The 17,296-nt window shown below is 73.0% G+C and carries 14 protein-coding genes; 9 read left to right on the top strand and 5 right to left on the bottom strand.

What is annotated here, in order from left to right:
* Positions 1 to 174: 174 nt before the first annotated feature.
* Complete coding sequence (locus tag ACWGIS_RS03625) at positions 175 to 1,836, top strand: succinic semialdehyde dehydrogenase (RefSeq protein WP_453360778.1); 1,662 nt, start codon at positions 175 to 177, stop codon at positions 1,834 to 1,836.
* Between the two features lie 50 nt (positions 1,837 to 1,886).
* Positions 1,887 to 3,749, top strand: a complete 1,863-nt coding sequence (locus ACWGIS_RS03620) for a GMC oxidoreductase (protein ID WP_453360777.1) — start codon at positions 1,887 to 1,889, stop codon at positions 3,747 to 3,749.
* A 95-nt stretch (positions 3,750 to 3,844) separates the two neighbouring features.
* Here the strand turns inward: ACWGIS_RS03620 and ACWGIS_RS03615 are convergent, their stop codons facing one another.
* Entirely contained in the window at positions 3,845 to 4,837 is a 993-nt protein-coding gene (locus ACWGIS_RS03615; protein ID WP_453360776.1) for an LAETG motif-containing sortase-dependent surface protein, read from the bottom strand.
* Between the two features lie 289 nt (positions 4,838 to 5,126).
* Here ACWGIS_RS03615 and ACWGIS_RS03610 point away from each other — a divergent pair, with 289 nt between their 5' ends.
* A complete protein-coding gene (locus ACWGIS_RS03610; protein ID WP_453360775.1) occupies positions 5,127 to 5,924 on the top strand; it encodes a hypothetical protein in 798 nt (265 codons plus the stop codon).
* A gap of 745 nt (positions 5,925 to 6,669) precedes the next feature.
* Here ACWGIS_RS03610 and ACWGIS_RS03605 read toward each other — a convergent pair.
* Positions 6,670 to 6,954, bottom strand: a complete 285-nt coding sequence (locus ACWGIS_RS03605) for a chorismate mutase (RefSeq protein ID WP_453360774.1) — start codon at positions 6,952 to 6,954, stop codon at positions 6,670 to 6,672.
* 356 nt (positions 6,955 to 7,310) lie between these two features.
* On the opposite strand from ACWGIS_RS03605, the gene guaA reads away from it, so the two are divergent.
* A complete protein-coding gene (guaA, locus tag ACWGIS_RS03600) occupies positions 7,311 to 8,897 on the top strand; it encodes a glutamine-hydrolyzing GMP synthase (RefSeq protein ID WP_453360773.1) in 1,587 nt (528 codons plus the stop codon).
* Positions 8,898 to 8,997: 100 nt separating this feature from the next.
* On the opposite strand, the gene ACWGIS_RS03595 is transcribed toward guaA, so the two are convergent.
* A complete protein-coding gene (locus tag ACWGIS_RS03595) occupies positions 8,998 to 9,486 on the bottom strand; it encodes a pyridoxamine 5'-phosphate oxidase family protein (RefSeq protein ID WP_453360772.1) in 489 nt (162 codons plus the stop codon).
* Between the two features lie 195 nt (positions 9,487 to 9,681).
* On the opposite strand from ACWGIS_RS03595, the gene ACWGIS_RS03590 reads away from it, so the two are divergent.
* The 3 genes from ACWGIS_RS03590 (at position 9,682) to ACWGIS_RS03580 (ending at position 12,990) form a co-directional block, all read left to right on the top strand.
* Positions 9,682 to 10,476 carry a class II aldolase/adducin family protein gene (locus tag ACWGIS_RS03590; protein WP_453360771.1) on the top strand — a complete coding sequence of 265 codons (795 nt, stop codon included), beginning with the start codon at positions 9,682 to 9,684 and terminating at the stop codon, positions 10,474 to 10,476.
* Positions 10,477 to 11,138: 662 nt separating this feature from the next.
* A complete protein-coding gene (locus ACWGIS_RS03585; RefSeq protein ID WP_453360770.1) occupies positions 11,139 to 12,251 on the top strand; it encodes a hypothetical protein in 1,113 nt (370 codons plus the stop codon).
* Positions 12,252 to 12,459: 208 nt separating this feature from the next.
* Positions 12,460 to 12,990, top strand: a complete 531-nt coding sequence (locus ACWGIS_RS03580; RefSeq protein WP_453360769.1) for a DoxX family membrane protein — start codon at positions 12,460 to 12,462, stop codon at positions 12,988 to 12,990.
* A gap of 28 nt (positions 12,991 to 13,018) precedes the next feature.
* On the opposite strand, the gene ACWGIS_RS03575 is transcribed toward ACWGIS_RS03580, so the two are convergent.
* Positions 13,019 to 13,258, bottom strand: coding sequence for a hypothetical protein (locus ACWGIS_RS03575; RefSeq protein ID WP_453360768.1), 240 nt, complete (start codon positions 13,256 to 13,258; stop codon positions 13,019 to 13,021).
* On the bottom strand, positions 13,245 to 14,657 hold the full coding sequence (locus tag ACWGIS_RS03570) for a PspC domain-containing protein (RefSeq protein ID WP_453360767.1): 1,413 nt from the start codon (positions 14,655 to 14,657) through the stop codon (positions 13,245 to 13,247). The genes ACWGIS_RS03575 and ACWGIS_RS03570 overlap by 14 nt, the downstream gene beginning before the upstream one ends.
* Positions 14,658 to 14,799: 142 nt before the next feature.
* On the opposite strand from ACWGIS_RS03570, the gene ACWGIS_RS03565 reads away from it, so the two are divergent.
* Together ACWGIS_RS03565 and ACWGIS_RS03560 are read left to right on the top strand one after the other, a co-directional pair.
* Entirely contained in the window at positions 14,800 to 16,134 is a 1,335-nt protein-coding gene (locus ACWGIS_RS03565) for an ATP-binding protein (protein WP_453360766.1), read from the top strand.
* Positions 16,131 to 16,904, top strand: a complete 774-nt coding sequence (locus ACWGIS_RS03560; RefSeq protein WP_453360765.1) for a LuxR C-terminal-related transcriptional regulator — start codon at positions 16,131 to 16,133, stop codon at positions 16,902 to 16,904. Before ACWGIS_RS03565 ends, ACWGIS_RS03560 begins: the two co-directional genes overlap by 4 nt.
* Positions 16,905 to 17,296 lie beyond the last annotated feature (392 nt).

Raw genomic sequence — 17,296 nt, 5'->3', positions numbered from 1 at the left:
CCGGCGGAGAGTGGGCACGAGCGCCGGCAGGAGTGACCAATCCGTGATCGCCGGACCCACAACGCCCTGATCAGGGCATTCGTTGCCAGCGATCACTGGCGCCGTGTGTGTACTCGGTGAAACCCCGTTACCGACGGGTACCCAAAGCGTCCGGGCGGGCATACCCTGCGGCTCATGACGGACTCGCAGGCCCCGGAGAAGACCGGCACCGACGACACGGCCGGGACGGGCACCACCGGCACCGGTGCCCTCGGCACCAACCCCCTCGCGCCCGCGCCCCGCGGCGCCCGCACCGCCGCCGACGTCGTCACGCCCGAGCTGGTCGCCCAGCTCACCAAGGGCGTCGTCGGCTCCGGCCGCACTGTGAACCACACGCCGCTCACCGGCGAGAAGCTGGCGGACCTGCCCGAGTCGACGCCCGAGGACGTCCGTACGGCCTTCGAGCGGGCCCGTGCGGCGCAGGCCGTCTGGGCCGCGGTCCCGGTCCGCGAGCGGGCCGCCGTGCTGCTGCGCTTCCACGACCTGGTGCTGGCCCGGCAGGCCGAGGTCCTCGACCTGATCCAGCTGGAGACCGGCAAGGCCCGGCTGCACGCCCACGAGGAGGTGCAGGCGGTCGCCGTCGCCGCCCGGCACTACGGCCGCAAGGCACCCTCGTACCTGAAGCCCAAGCGGCACACCGGCGCCGTCCCGACGCTCACCAAGGTCACCGAGCTGCGCCACCCCCGCGGTGTCGTCGGGCAGATCGCGCCCTGGAACTACCCGCTGGAGCTGTCCGTCGGCGACGCGCTCCCCGCCTTCGTCGCGGGCAACGCCGTCGTCATGAAGCCCGACACGGAGACCTGCCTGACGGCGCTGTGGGCGCGCGACCTGCTCATCGAGGCCGGCCTGCCCGCCGAGGTCTTCCAGGTCGTCATCGGCGAGGGCCCGGTCGTCGGCCCCGAGGTCGTCCGGTACGCCGACTACGTCTCCTTCACCGGCTCCACGCGCACCGGCCGCGAGGTCGCGCAGGGCGCCGCCGCCCGTCTGGTCGGCGTCTCCCTCGAACTCGGCGGCAAGAACGCCATGCTGGTGCTGGAGGACGCCGACGTCGACAAGGCCGCCGCCGGTGCCGTCCGCGCCTGCTTCTCCTCCGCGGGCCAGCTCTGCATCTCCATCGAGCGGCTGTACGTCCACGAGTCCGTCGCCGACGTGTTCCTCGACCGGTTCGCCGCCCGCACCCGGGCGATGCGGCTCGGCACCTCCCTCGCGTACGGCGCCGACATGGGGTCCCTGGTCGGCGAACGGCAGCTGGAGACGGTGATCCGGCACGTGGAGGAGGCCGTCGCCAAGGGCGCCAGGCTCGTCGCCGGCGGCGTGGCCCGCCCGGACATCGGACCGTACTTCTTCGAGCCCACCATCCTCGACGGCGTCGAGGCGCCGATGGCGGTCTGCGCCGAGGAGACCTTCGGCCCGGTCGTGTCGGTCTACCGCTTCGGCTCCGAGGACGAGGCGGTCGAGCTCGCCAACTCCACGCCGTACGGCCTGAACGCCTCGGTCTGGACGAAGGACGGACGGCGCGGCAGGGCCGTCGCCGCCCGGCTGCGCAGCGGCACCGTCAACGTCAACGAGGGCTACGCCTCCGCGTACGGCAGCGTCCAGTCGCCGATGGGCGGCATGAAGGACTCCGGCCTCGGCCGCCGCCACGGCTCCGAGGGCATCCTCAAGTACACCGAGGCGCAGACCGTCGCCCAACAGCGGCTGCTGCCGATGGCGCCGTCGCTGGGCATGGACGACGAGAAGTACGCCGCGTTCATGAGCCGGAGCCTGCGGGCGATGAAGGCCCTGCGCCTTCGCTAGGACGACCCGCCCCCTTCCGGACAGCACCCGCTTCTCAACGAGGAGAGCACGTGTCACAGGAGAACTCCGTCCAGAAGCCGGACGCGGCCGCTCCCGCGGACGTCGCCGGGAACACCGCCGGCGCCCCCGAGGACGGCCCCGACGCGACGTACGACTACGACGTCGTGGTCGTCGGCTCCGGCTTCGGCGGATCCGTCACCGCCCTGCGGCTGACCGAGAAGGGGTACCGGGTCGGCGTGCTGGAGGCCGGCCGCCGCTTCACCCGCGAGTCGCTGCCCAGGAACTCCTGGGACGTCAAGAACTACCTGTGGGCCCCGAAGCTCGGCATGTACGGCATCCAGCGCATCCACCTGCTGGGCAACGTCATGGTGCTGGCCGGCGCGGGCGTCGGCGGCGGCTCCCTGAACTACGCCAACACCCTCTACGTACCGCCGAAGCCCTTCTTCCAGGACCCCCAGTGGAAGGACATCACGGACTGGGAGGGGGAGCTGAAGCCGTACTACGACCAGGCCCGGCGCATGCTCGGGGTGCGGCTCAACCCGACGACGACCCCCTCCGACGTCCACTTGAAGGCGGCCGCCGAGCGGATGGGCGTCGGCGACACCTTCCACATGGCGCCGGTGGGCGTCTTCTTCGGTGACGGGGAGGACGCCGACGGCGGCGCGAAGGCGGCCCCGGGCGAGCGGGTCGCGGACCCCTACTTCGGCGGCGCGGGACCCGACCGGCGGGCGTGCCTCGAATGCGGCGAGTGCATGACGGGCTGCCGCCACGGCGCGAAGAACACGCTGAACGAGAACTACCTCCACCTCGCCGAGAAGGCCGGCGCCGTGGTCCACCCCATGACCACGGTCGTGTCGGTGACCGACGACTCCCGGGGCGGGTACGCGGTCCGGACCCTGCCGACCGACAACCGGCGCAAGGGCGCGGGCCGTACGTTCACCGCGCGCCGGGTCGTCCTCGCGGCCGGCACCTACGGGACGCAGACCCTGCTGCACCGGATGAAGTCGGGCGGGCAACTGCCGTACGTGTCCGACCGGCTGGGCGAACTGACCCGGACGAACTCCGAGGCGCTGGTGGGCGCGCAGACCGACAACCGCCGCTACCGCAAGGCGCACGGCGAGCCCAAGGCCGACTTCACGCGCGGGGTGGCGATCACCTCGTCGATCCACCCGGACGCCAGCACCCACATCGAGCCGGTCCGCTACGGCCGGGGCTCGAACGCGATGGGCAGTCTGTCCATCCTCCAGGTGCCCTACGCGGAGGGTTCCTCGCGGGCCCTCGGCTGGCTGGTCAACGCGGCGAAACACCCGGTGCAGATGCTGCGTTCGCTCTCCAACCGCCGCTGGTCCGAGCGCACCATCATCGGCCTGGTGATGCAGTCCCTGGACAACTCGCTGACGACGTACCTGAAGCCCTCGGGCGCCGGCAAAGGACTCCTGACGGCTCGTCAGGGACACGGTGCGCCCAACCCCAAGCAGATCAGGGCCGCTTCGGAGGCCGCCACCGCCATCGCCGCCGAGATCAACGGCTTCGCCGGCAGCAACGTCGGCGAGCTGATGGGGACGCCGCTCACCGCGCACTTCCTCGGCGGCTGCGCGATCGGCGACTCCCGGGAGACCGGCGTGATCGACCCGTACCACCGGCTGTACGGGCACCCGGGCATCTCCGTGGTGGACGGCGCCGCCGTCTCGGCGAACCTCGGCGTCAATCCGTCGCTGACCATCACGGCCCAGGCCGAGCGCGCGATGTCGTACTGGCCCAACAAGGGCGAGGCCGACCCGCGCCCGGCCCAGGGGGCGGCGTACGAGCGGCTGGAGCCGGTCGAGCCGCGGTCGCCCGCCGTCCCCGCGGACGCGTTCGGCGCCCTCAGGCTGCCGTTCCTCGGGATGCCGGCGGTGCCGCCGAAGGGCTGAGCGCGGCCCGGCCCCCGGACGACGTGAAGAAGGACCTGTGCCCCCCTCCGAGCACAGGTCCTTCTTCAGATGTGAGGCGTGAGCCCCGGTCCGCGTTACGCGGCGGCGTCACCGGACTTGCGGCGGCGCACCACGAACACCGCACCGGCACCGGCGACGACGGCGACTCCGCCGACGAGGCCGATCACCGGCAGGGCGGAGCTGGAGCCGGTCTCGGCGAGGTTGCCGGTCGGCAGCTCGGAGACGTCACCCTGCGGCTTCTTGATCGGGTCCTTCTCGTCGTCGTCGCCCGGCTCGGCCTCGCCCGGGTTCGGGTTCTCGGAGCCGGCCTTGAGGACGACGAAGTCGTACTGGGCCCAGCCCTCGGCGACGCACTCCTGGCCGTCGACGTTGTCGAGGTAGGCGCCGGAGCCGAAGGAGTAGGCGTCGCCCGCGGGGGCGTTCTTGTCGATGCTGACGCGCAGGTCGATGGACTCGGTCTGCTTCGCCTTCAGTTCCTCGACGTAGAAGAAGTAGTCACCGGCCCAGGAGTCGTCGCCGATCCGGGTCCACTTGCCGGACTCGGGGTTCTTGAACTCCAGGTCCACGTACTGGCTCAGGTACTTCGACTCGTCGAGCTCGTAGTTCTCGATCTCGGCGTAGAAGGCGACGCCCTCGATGGCGATCTTCGACTCGTTGGTGACGGTCAGCTCGAACGCGTGGTAGCCGCTGCCCGCGACGATCTTGCCGGGGAGGCCCTTGATGTCCGCGGACACCTTGGCGTCGCCGTACTCCTCGTCCAGGTCCTCGCAGTACGGGACCTCCGGGTCGCCCGGCTCCTCGCTGGGCGTCGCCGACGGCGTGCCCGAGGGAGTCGTGCCGGCCGAGGGAGTCGACGCCGGCGGGGTCGAGGTCGGCGGGGTGGTGGCGGGCGTGCTGGACGGCGGCGTGGCCTCCGGGGTGGTGGCCGCGGGCGCCGTCTCCGTGACGGTCGCGGTCGGCGTACCGGAGGGCGTCTCCTCCGCGAACGCGGCCGGCGCCGACAGCAGGGCCAGCGGGGCTATGGCGGCCGTCGCGGCCGCGACGGCCATGGCACGGCGAAGCTTCATGAAGACCTCGGGAAGTCCGGCGCACCGCGGTGACGCAGCACGCGAAAAGTGTCGGGAGGCCTCCGCGGTGGGGCGCGGTTGTGGCCGTTGTGTCAGCAGGTGTGACCCGCGCCGCCCGCCGATGGTTGCCCTCTCGCTCACAGAATCCTTATGTGGGCTGAGTCACACCCCGGTCGCGCTCCGCGACCGGGGCCCCGCCGCCGTCCGCCCCGGCACCTGTGCGATCGTGACGCGCCGGGCCGGTCCAGTCCGACGCGGCCCGGTCCGGAGGAACGTGAAGGTGGGGAACGTGAAGTCACAGGTGTCGCGCGTCACGGCGGCGGTCGCGGTCATGGCCGCGCTGGGATGCGTTGCGGCGTGCGGCGGGGGCGACGGCGAGGGCGGCGAGCCGGCGAAGGCGGCCACCGCGACGGCGAGCGAGCGGGCCTCCGGCGCGCCGAAGGGCGACGGCGACGCGAAGGCCGGTGACGGCGTGAAGGACTCCGGCGCGCCGGAAAAGAGCGCGACCGCCGAGGCGCCCGCCGCGCTGTCCCGGGCCCAGCTGGACAAGGCCGCCCTCGCGGACGGCGAGGTGAAAGGCTACGCGGTCGACAGGACGCCCGCCTCGGACATCTCGCTGGACTCCGTGCCGGCCACCCCGGCCGCCTGCCAGCCGGTCGCCGACATGTTCCTGTTCACGACCGACCCCACGGCACACGCGGGCGTCGGCCGCGGCTTCACCACGAAGGACGACCTGGACGCCTCGGTCACCTCCCTCGCCCTCCTGTCGTACCGGTCCGGCGAGGCCGACGAGGTCCTCGCGGGCCTGCGGAAGGCGACGGCCACGTGTACGTCGTACAAGCACACCGGCTACCGCTACAGCGAGGTGAAGGCCCTCAAGGACCCCCACCTCGGTGACGAGTCCGTCGCGTACCGGCTCAAGGCGTCGATCGAGGACACGGAGGTGCCCACGACCTTCACCGTCGTCCGGGTCGGGACCGTCGTCGTGTCCTTCACCTCGATGAACATGCTGGACCCGGACAAGGTGAGGGTGCCGTCCGAGATCATCGAGAAGCAGCTGGCCAAGGTGGAGAAGGCCGTCGGCTAGGACGCGTCGCGAACCCCCTTGTGTCCGCCTTCGCGGGGGGAAGGGACGTGCGGCGAACGCCCCCGGGCAGAGCGAAGGGCCCCGCGGGACGGATCCGCGGGGCCCTTCTTCGTCAGCACCGACGGCAGGGCGGCGCCGGTGCCTGAGAAGCGGCGCCGGGGGGTTGCGCCGCTGGTCCGGACGACCGCCGGCCGCGCCCCGGCGCACCTGGGGCGCGCGCGTGGTGTCGGCGATGGGCGGCCGGGCCGTACGGGCCGGGTGCCGAGGGGACGGGACCGGAGCCGTACGGGTCGTGCGGGCGGTACGGGGACACTGCTGTTGTCTGCTGTTGTCTGCTGTTGTCTGCTGTTGTCTGCTGTTGTCTGCTGTTGTCTGCTGTGGGACGTCGGGCTTTTTGCGCATCGTGCTGAATGGGCCGCGGCCTCCGCAACCGTCTCGGCCCCCCTCGGGGAGATCCCGCCGGCCGGCCCCGGGCGTCCCCGGAGCCGACCGTTCTCTGGAGTGACCGGGCTGCTGTCCCCTGCCGTCCGGTCACAGTCCTGGGACGAGGTCCCACGACGCACGGCACGATCCGTACGTCTCATCGCCCCAACGGAGCCACGCGTGGTTCTTTCGGGCCCGCCCCTGGCTGGCACGGACACCGGGGACAACGAAGCCCGCGCCGCCCCGGTCACGCGCCGTACGGGTGAGAGGGCATACGAACGCAGGTGCACCGGACGCCCGTGGCAGTGCCGCGCGGACGGCGTCAGACGCGGCCCCGGCACAGCTCCAGCAGCGTCATCGCCAGGGAGGTGCCGGGCCTGCCGAGCGCGTCCCTGTAGTGGCCGAGGACCTCCATCTCGCGGGAGAGGTTCACCCGGCGGCCGCCGGAGGTGATCCGGGCCTCCTGGATCACCGCGGAGACGGCCATCCGTTCCTGGACGAGACCGATGATCCGGTCGTCCAGCGCGTCGATGCGCTCCCGCGCGCCGGTGATGACACCGGCCGCCTCGTCGGTGCGGGCGCCGGTCCTGTCCCGTACGTCGGCCATGGTGGGGCTCCTTCTCGGTGGAGGTGCCCCGGAGCGGCAGGACCCGGAAACGCCAGGCGCCCCGGGCCTTGTCGGCCCGGGGCGCCTGGGATGTCGCTTGTCAGTGGCTCAAGCAGCACGACCATGGCAGCCGGTGGGCCGGTTGCCATAGGTAAAGACGAAGGTCTGGTGCGAGAGCATGCGAGCAGTATGCACCGCCGGACACGGAGGACCCAAGCCCGGCCGGACGGGATCTCAGCCGGCGAGACCAGGGCCTCACCGGGCCCGGAGCGGTGGCCGCGGGGACGGCAGGGGGTCGGCGGCGGGCCCCGTTAGAATCGGAGGTACAGACCCCGTACACCGCCGGAAGGCAAACCGTGCCATCAGCACCCTCCGCTGCCGCCAGCCCCGACACCGTCCTGGTCGTCGACTTCGGCGCGCAGTACGCCCAGCTCATCGCCCGCCGCGTCCGCGAGGCCCGGGTCTACAGCGAGATCGTGCCGAGCACCATGCCGGTCGAGGAGATCCTCGCCAAGAACCCGGCGGCGATCATCCTGTCCGGCGGTCCCTCGTCGGTGTACGCGGAAGGCGCCCCCCGCCTCGACCGCGCGATCTTCGAGTCCGGGGTCCCCGTCTTCGGCATGTGCTACGGCTTCCAGCTGATGGCGACGACCCTCGGCGGCACCGTCGACAACACCGGTGCCCGCGAGTACGGCCGCACCCCGCTGCACGTCTCGAAGTCCGGCTCCACCCTCTTCGAGGGCACCCCGGACGAGCAGTCGGTCTGGATGTCGCACGGCGACGCCTGCTCCGCCGCCCCCGAGGGCTTCACGGTCACGGGCTCCACGGACGTCGTCCCGGTCGCCGCCTTCGAGAACGACGAGAAGAAGCTGTACGGGGTCCAGTACCACCCCGAGGTCATGCACTCCACGCACGGCCAGCAGGTCCTGGAGCACTTCCTGTACCGCGGCGCGGGCCTCCGGCCGAACTGGACCACCGGCAACGTGATCGAGGAGCAGGTCGCCCTCATCCGCGAGCAGGTCGGCACCAAGCGCGCCATCTGCGGCCTGTCCGGCGGCGTGGACTCCGCGGTCGCCGCGGCCCTCGTGCAGAAGGCCATCGGCTCCCAGCTGACCTGTGTGTACGTCGACCACGGACTGATGCGCCAGGGCGAGACCGAGCAGGTCGAGAAGGACTTCGTCGCGGCCACCGGCGTCCAGCTGAAGGTCGTCGACGCCGAGGAGCGCTTCCTCACCGCACTCAAGGGCGTCTCGGACCCCGAGGAGAAGCGGAAGATCATCGGCCGCGAGTTCATCCGGGTCTTCGAGCAGGCGCAGGCGGAGATCATCGCCGAGGCCGCCGAGGGCGAGGACGTCGCCTTCCTGGTGCAGGGCACCCTCTACCCGGACGTCGTCGAGTCCGGCGGCGGAACCGGCACGGCCAACATCAAGTCCCACCACAACGTGGGCGGCCTCCCCGAGGACATCGAGTTCCAGCTCGTCGAGCCGCTGCGCAAGCTGTTCAAGGACGAGGTCCGCATGGTCGGCCAGGAGCTCGGCCTGCCCGAGGAGATCGTCCAGCGCCAGCCCTTCCCCGGTCCGGGCCTCGGCATCCGCATCGTCGGCGAGGTCACCAAGGAGCGCCTCGACCTGCTCCGGCACGCCGACGCCATCGCCCGCGAGGAGCTCACCAGGGCGGGCCTCGACCGCGACATCTGGCAGTGCCCGGTGGTCCTGCTCGCGGACGTCCGCTCCGTCGGCGTCCAGGGCGACGGCCGGACCTACGGGCACCCGATCGTGCTGCGCCCCGTCTCCTCCGAGGACGCCATGACGGCGGACTGGTCGCGGCTGCCGTACGACGTCCTCGCGAAGATCTCCACCCGGATCACGAACGAGGTCGCGGACGTCAACCGGGTCGTCCTCGACGTGACCTCCAAGCCGCCGGGCACCATCGAGTGGGAGTAGTTCTCCCCGCCGGCCCGCGGCCGGCGTGAGCGCCCGGTGCGCCGGGGAGAGCTGAAAAGGGGGCGCCGTCCGATGCGGACGGCGCCCCTTTCCCGTGCGGTCAGGTGCGTCTGACGGTCCGCAGCGCGGCGCCGGGCCGCCAGATCTGCACCACCAGATACGTGTCGTCCTGCACGTACGTCCGTACGACCTCGGTCAGCTCCGTGCGGAAGAGGTGGAACGCCCCCGGGTCGGGCGGGTTCACGGCCTCGGTGTAGCGCGCCACCAGCCCGGGGTCCCGCACCTCGACGGCCCGTCCGGCGACGCGCACGTCACCGCCGGCCATGTCCGTCCCCGGCCCCGGGTTCGCCTGGAGCGCGAAGCGCGGGTCCCGGCGCAGGTCGAGGGCCTTGAGCGAGCCCGGCATCATGCCGAGCCACAGCTCGCCGTCCAGGAAACGCACCTCCAGCCCTGCGGTGCGGGGCGAACCGTCCTTGCGGAGGGTGGCCAGGATGTGGTGGGTGAAGGCTCCGAAGCGGGCCTCCGCCGTCCGGGCGAGGCCGGGTTCGGCTGCGGCGAAGGCCGCCCAGTTCGTCGTGGTACCGGTCATACGACGAGTCTCGCCCCCATACCGGACATCCTCTGTCGGGTATCGGTCGGGTATCCGGGGATCGTCGCCGGGTACCCGAGAGCCGGGACATCCCGCGTAACGGTTGTGCACTCTCTTCCCGGAACGCCCCTGTTCTCCTGCACTGACCGCGGGTAACTTCCGCTCCGTACCGAACACGCCAGTGCTGGAGGACAGATGCACGGGCCCAAGCCGCCCCCGCCCGTACCCACCGACCGGCTGCGGTTCGCCATGCCGCCGATGCACGAGTCGCTGGAGGACGAGCGGCGCCACCGCAAGGAGCGGCTGGCGGGAGCGCTGCGGATCTTCGGGCGGTCCGGATTCGAGGACGGGGTCTCCGGCCACATCACCGCCCGCGACCCGGAGTACAGCGACTGCTTCTGGGTCAACCCGTTCGGGATGCCCTTCAAGCACGTCACCGTGAGCGACCTGGTCCTCGCCAACCAGGACGGGCAGGTGATCGAGGGCCGCTACCACGTGAACCAGGCGGCGTTCACCGTGCACGCCCAGGTGCACGCGGCCCGCCCGGACGTGGTCGCCGTCGCCCACTGCCACTCCGTGCACGGGCGCGCCGTGGCCGCGCTCGGCGACCTGCTCGACCCCATCACCCAGGAGTCCTGCGCGTTCTACGAGGACCACGCGCTGTACGACAGCTACACCGGCGTCGCCGTCGACGCCGAGGAGGGGCGCCGGATCGCCTCCGCGCTCGGCAGCCGCAAGGCGCTCGTCCTGCGCAACCACGGCCTGCTCACCGTCGGCGACTCCGTGGACGCGGCGGCCTGGTGGTTCCTGTCCATGGAGCGGTCCTGCCAGGTCCAGCTCACCGCGCGGGCGGCGGGGCGGCCGGTCGTCATAGACCACCGACAGGCGGTCGCGACCCGGGAACAGCTCGGCGGCGACCTGGTGGCCTGGATCAACTACCAGCCCCTGTGGACGGACATCAGCCGCAGCGAGCCGGACCTGCTCAGTTAGTCCGGAAGCTCTCCGGGGCGGGTCAACACGGAGTCCGGCCTCTCACCCGCGCTGACCAGACCCGGCGAACGCGGACCGTGTTCCGTGCGGCACAATGCGTCGTCGTCGCGGGGCGGTTGTCACGCAGTTGTACGGCAGTCAGGCGTACGGGAGGCCCGGCGACGCGGGAGCATGTGACGCGAGGTCCCCCCGGGATCTCGTGGGACTCGCAGGAACCTGCGGGACCTCTCTTTGTTGCGGGGAAGGCGGCAGCGGGCGTGGCGGTGCAGGAGGCGAGACAGGGCGGGGAGCGCGGCGACGGGGCCGGCGCGGGGTCGGGCGCCGGAGCCGGTTCGGGTTCCGGGTCCGGGTACGGCGCCGGGCCGGGCGCCGGAGCCGGTTCGGGTTCCGGGTCCGGGTACGGCGCCGGGCCGGGCGCCGGAGCCGGTTCGGGTTCCGGGTCCGGGTACGGCACTGGGCCGGGTTCCGGGGGCGGTTCGGGTTCCGGGTCCGGGTTCAGGGCCGGGTGGGGGCCGGGAACCGGTGCCGGGCGCGGGGGCCACGACGGTGGCTGCACGTGCGGGGACTGCCCGCACGGGGCCCGGGAGGGGCACCGGCGCGCGGTCGCCGAGTTCCTCGCCAAGCGCGACGAGTTCGCGGCCGGGCAGGGGCTGCCGGCCGCGGTGGCGCACTCCGTCACCGCGTCCCGGCAGTGGGTCTCGGACGAGCTGACCCAGTCGGCGGACCTCGTCGCCGAGCGCGGACGCGTCGAGGGCGAGGCCTGGCTGGCGCGGCTGTGGCGCCGTACGGCATTCGCCGTGTGGGGTGCCGTGGGCGTGCTGCTCCTGGTGCAGGCGCTGACCGCGATCGGCGCGGGGTGGACGCCCGCACGGACCGCGGGGCTGGTGGCCGCGGTGCTCGTGGGCGGGGCGCTGACCGGGGCGGGGTACGCCCACCGGGCGCGGGGCGGGGTCCTGGCCCCCGTCGTCGGCGAGGACAACCGGCTCTCCACCTCCCGTGCGGTGGCCGCGAGTTGGGTCGTCCTCGTGGTGTACGCCGTCCTCGTCCTCGTGGGGCGGCTCGCGCTCGCGTCCGGGCACGCCGAGCGGGACCGGCTCATCTCCGGGCTCGAACTCGCCCGGGGCGCCGGTGTGGTCACCGTCGTCGCCGTGGTGTGCGGGATCGCCGTGCTCGTGCGGCGCGTGGTGGGGCTGCGGGTGCTCGGGCAGCGTCTGCAGAAGGTGCGGGCCGACCGTCCCCGGGCCGCCGATCTGCTCACCGACGACTCGGGACGGGGCAACTTCGCCGACATCCAGTACGTGGTCGTCGGTGCCGTCGCGCTGGCCTTCGCGGCGGTACGGCTGGCCCGGCGTCCGGAACAGCTGCCCGATCTGCCGTGGGGACTGGCGGTGCTGGTCCTCGTCTCGGCGGCGACCTATGTCGCGGGGAAGTACGCGGAAGGCGGGCGTCCGGTGATTCTGTCCGTCGTCCGCGCGCGAGAGGCGGGGGACCTGGACGCGCCGATCCGTACCGGGGACGACATCGAGATCCGCGGGGCCGGGTTCGTGCCGCCGGGGGCGGGGACGGCGGACCGGCTGTCCCGGATGGTCGTCCGGATCGGGCCCGTCCATGTCCACGTGCCCCTCGTCCCGGTGCCCGGAGGGTTCAGCAACCCGACGGACGCGGTGCTGACGGTGCCGGTGCCGGTGGACGTGGAGCCGGGACGGGTGGAGGTGCAGGTCGTCACCGCGGCCGGCGTCGAGACGAACCGCTGCGCCATCGACGTGACGGACTGAGCGGAAGCGGCGCCCTCCGGTGGGCGTGGGGGCGCTGTCGGTCCGGTGGGCGGCCCGGTGTCCGGTCCGGCGGGCGTCGGCGCGCTGCCGGCCCGGGGGAGTGGCCGCCTGACGCGAGGGCTCCGTCGGCGGGTGAGCGGGGGGCCGTCGGCGTACGTATGGTCTCTTGAGGGGTCAACGGCTGGGTGGGCGAGAGGCGGCGGCAGCGATGACTCACGGCATGCGTCCGGACACGCGCGACCCGTACCTGGAGGGGGACCGGAACTGGCGGGACTCCGCCACCCGGTACGCCCTGCTCCCCCTGCGCGTCTTCCTGGGCGTCACCTTCGTCTACGCCGGACTCGACAAGCTCACCGACAGCGCCTTCATGAAGGACGCCGGAGCCGGCTCGATCGGCGACATGATGCGCGCCGCCCGCGGCTCGTCCGCGATCCCCGCCCTCGTCGACCTGGCCCTCAAGAACCCCGTCGGCTTCGGGTACGCCATCGCCCTCGGCGAGCTGGCCGTCGGCATCGGCACCCTCCTCGGCCTGCTGGCCCGCCTCGCCGCACTCGGCGGCGCCCTGATCTCCCTCAGCCTCTGGCTGACGGTGAGCTGGGCCTCCGATCCGTATTACTACGGGAACGATCTCGCCTACCTGATGGCCTGGCTCCCCCTCGTCCTCGCCGGCGCCCCGGTCCTGTCCGTCGACGCCGCCCTGCGCACCAGGCGCCGTCGACGCGCAGGCGGTTACGCGTAGACGCGCGGGCGCCTGCCGCTGACCCCCCTCAGCAGGACGCCCCCGCTTCGGACGGGCCCCGCTCCGCCCTGGCCGACCGGCGCCGGCGCAGCGCACTCGTCAGGAACGCCGTCGCGCCCGCCAGGCACAGGCCGCCCGTGACGATCGGGATCACCGCGAACCACGGGGTCTCCCAGAGGCCGCCCGCGTCACCGGCGTAGACGACCCCGGCGAGGGCGAGGAAGCAGCCCGCGACCAGCTTCCCCGGCTGGAACTCATGACGTAGCACGGGCCACCTCCGCCTGTCCGGCGCCGACTTCCAGCCGGAGGTCGAGCGTGCCGCCGCGCCCGCCACCCGTGGCCGGGGGGAGCGTCACCTGTTTGTTCCTGCCCGGCTGCACGTCCACGTCCTTGCTGTCGTCGCCCGGCAACTGGATGTCGCCGACACCCACGGTGATGTCCAGCCGCACGGTGACGTCCTCGGGGACCACCACCTTCAGGCGGCCCACGCCGACCTCGGCGTGCGTGGACACCTCCTGGCCCTTGGCGAGGTCGAGGCGGCTGAGGTCCAGCGTGCCGACCCCGGTGCCGAGGTCGTAGGTCCCCCGCACGTCGGAGGCCGTCACCGGGGTCCACGTGGTGCGGACCCAGTGGGTGCTGATGTCGTCGGGGAGAGCCGCCGCGCAGGCCAGCAGCCCGGCCGTGACGACCGCGAGGAGGACCGAACCGGCCCCCGTACGCCCGAGGAAGGCGCTGAGCGCGATGCCGACGCCGAAGACGACGAGCGCGCAGGCGAGCCCGGTCTGCACGCTGGTGCCGAGAGCGTGGTCGTCCCAGGTGAGCCCCGTGCCGAGGGCGCCCGCGAGCAGCGCGGTCAGGAACACCCAGCCGCCGATCCAGCGCGGGCCGCGCGGCCGCTGCTCCTGGGGCACGCGCAGGTGGCCGCGGGACGTGCCGCGGGCGATGTTCACCGCCGCCGCCATGTCGCGGTCCCGGGAGTCCCGGGGACCCCACAGGTATCCCGTGCCGCCGACGTGCGTGCCGTCCTTGACGATCGGGTCGCGCCACCAGGACGGATACGCGTACGGCACCGGTGGCGCCTTCGCCTCGGGCGGGGCGTCGGCCGCGGCCTGCGCGGCGAGCGGGTCGGGATCGGGGTCGCCGCGCTGCTGCGACCAGTACCCGGCGCCCGCCAGCAGGATGGCCAGTATCACGGCGAAGGCGAGCACCCCGCCGTTGTTCAGCATGGAGAGGAAGACGCCGCAGCCGACCAGGGCGAAGAGGACCGCCGCCAGCGCCTGGCCGTCGACACGGCCGGTCAGCAGCTTGCGTACCTCGTTCTCCTCGTCGTCGTCGGTCGGGACGAACAGCCAGACGAAGCCGTAGAAGATGAGGCCGAGGCCGCCGGTCGCGGCGAGCACCGCCAGCACGATCCGGAAGATCACCGGGTCCATCTCGCACTGCCGCCCCAGCCCGGCGCACACCCCGCCCAGCATCTTCTGCCGGCGGTCGCGGCGGAAGCGGTGCGGGGGGCCGGGCGGGGCCGCACCTCCGTGCGCCCCGTGCGCGCGCGGCTCGCCGGCCGCCGGGCCGCCGCCGGGCGGGGCGTCCCGCGGGCCGGGCCCGGCCGCTCCGGCGCCCGGGCCCGGACCGGGATCCGGTGCCGCCGCGTGCTGGTGATCTGTCATGCGTCCATGGTGACGGGCGGGGAGCCGTGACGGGAGCCGGGATGACCCTGGCCCGACCCTGAGATCGTCCCTGACGAGGCCGGGGGGAACCGTGCGGACGCCGGTCCCCCGAAGATCAGGGTAGTCTCGGGGGCGGACCCTGATGCCCGGGCCCGCCGGGCGTGTGAACATCGATGGCATGCCGGAAGCCGCAGCAGTGCCCCTCGCGCCACTCGAGAGTCCGCGGCCGTCGCGCAAGCTCTACCGCAGCAGCGACGGACGCTGGCTCGGTGGCGTGGCGCGGGGGCTCGCCGGGCATCTCGGGCTGCCCGTCGTGTGGCTGCGGCTGATGTTCGTCGGCCTGTTCATGGCGGACGGGCTGGGCGCGCTGCTCTACGCGGCGTTCTGGTTCTTCGTGCCGCTGGGAGTCGGCGGCGTCGACGCCGGGCGCCCTCCGGCGGTCAGTGCCGAGCCCGCCTCCGACGGCCGGCGAAGGCTCGTGGCCCGCAAGCCCGACCGCGGCCAGATCGTCGCGCTGCTGCTCATGGTCGTGGTGGCCCTGGTCTTCGTCGGCAACGTGAATCTCGGCGGGGGCGCCAAGGCGTATCTCTGGCCGACCGTGCTCGTCGGCGCCGGTGTCGCCCTGGTCTGGCGCCAGGCGGACAACGCGCGACGGGCCCGCTGGATGGAGGTCGGCCGCCGCAGACGCACGTTGACGCTGCTGCGCTCCGCCGCCGGTGTCCTGCTGGTCACCGCCGGCGTGTCCGGCATATTCGTGCTCCAGGGCTCCGCCGCCCATCTCGGTTCCGTCCTCCAGGCGGCGCTCGCGGTCCTGGTCGGCATAGCGCTCCTCGCCGGCCCCTATCTCGTCCGCATGACCCAGGACCTCTCCGAGGAGCGCCTGATGCGCATCCGGGCCCAGGAGCGGGCCGAGGTCGCCGCGCACGTCCACGACTCCGTGCTGCACACCCTGACGCTGATCCAGCGCAACGCGGAGAACGCGAGCGAGGTCCGCCGGCTCGCCCGCGCCCAGGAGCGCGACCTGCGCGCCTGGCTCTACAAACCGGAGGGCACCGGCAAGGACGAGGCGGAGGAGCCCGACACCCTCGCCGAGGCGGTCCGGCGCAACGCCGCGGAGGTCGAGGACAAGCACGGCGTGCCCATAGAGGTCGTCGTCGTCGGGGACTGCCCGCTCGACGAGGGCCTCGCCGCACAGATGCAGGCCGCGCGGGAAGCGATGGTGAACGCCGCCAAGTACGGTGGCGACGGCGGCGCGGTACAGGTCTTCGCCGAAGTCGAGGGCAGGACGGTCTTCGTGTCCGTACGGGACCGCGGCCCCGGCTTCGACCTCGACGCGATACCCGCCGACCGCATGGGCGTCAGAGAATCGATCATCGGTCGCATGGAGCGCAACGGCGGCACGGCGCGGCTGCGTGCGGTGCCGGACGGCGGCACGGAGGTCGAGCTGGAGATGGAGAGGGCGGAGAGTACGTCATGAGCGACGTGAACGGGCCGGACGAGGCCAAGGGGCCCGCGGGACCCGGAAGTTCTGCCGAAGCGGGCGCCACGGCGGCCGGCGAGTCCACGGACCCGGCCGGTCCGGGCGGGCGCCGGGTGCGGGTCGTCCTCGTCGACGACCACCGCATGTTCCGTACGGGGGTGCAGGCCGAGATCGGGGAGACCGGGCGGACCGGCGTGGAGGTGGTCGGCGAGGCCGCCGACGTCGACCAGGCGGTCACGGTCATCACGGCCACCCGGCCCGAGGTCGTGCTCCTCGACGTCCACCTGCCGGGCGGCGGCGGTGTCGAAGTACTGCGCCGCTGCGCGCCGTTGATGGCCGACCCCGAGCAGCCGGTGCGCTTCCTGGCGCTGTCGGTGTCGGACGCCGCGGAGGACGTGATCGGCGTGATCCGCTGCGGCGCCCGGGGCTACGTCACCAAGACGATCACCGGCACCGACCTGGTGGACTCCGTCTTCCGGGTCCAGGACGGCGACGCGGTCTTCTCGCCCCGCCTGGCCGGGTTCGTCCTGGACGCCTTCGCCTCGACCGACGCCCCGCCGGTCGACGAGGACCTCGACCGCCTCACCCAGCGCGAGCGCGAGGTCCTGCGCCTCATCGCCCGCGGGTACGCGTACAAGGAGATCGCCAAGCAGTTGTTCATCTCCGTCAAGACGGTCGAGTCGCACGTCTCGGCGGTGCTGAGGAAGCTCCAGCTGTCGAACCGGCACGAGCTGACCCGCTGGGCGACGGCACGCCGGCTGGTGTGAGCGGGCGGGAGCTTCGGCGCCCGTACTCGGGCGTCCCGCGCCCCACTCGGGCCCTCGCGCCCACTCGGTCCTCCCGGGCGGGGCTTGCGGTCTACGGCGCCCCACTCGGGCTCTCCGGGCGGGCTTCGGGGGTACCGCGCCCCACTTGGGCTTTCCGGTCCGGGCCTTGGGTCGTCCGCGACCCATTTGAGCTTTCCCGGCCGGCTTCGGGTCTCCCGCGTCCGCGCTCGGGCCTCCCGCCCCGCACTTGGGGAACCCGCGCCCGCATCGGGGAATCCCGCCTCCGCAGTCGGGGATCCTCATCCGCGCGCCGGGACCCCGCGCCCGGGAGAAGCGCGGGGGTGCAGTGGGCCGGGGGGCGGCAGGAAGCCGTCGGTCGTCGGAGCCGGCGG

The organism is Streptomyces sp. NPDC054842 (genome assembly GCF_053611025.1).
Note: the sequence above shows the minus strand (reverse complement) of the source record. Positions and strands in the feature narration are given on the sequence as shown.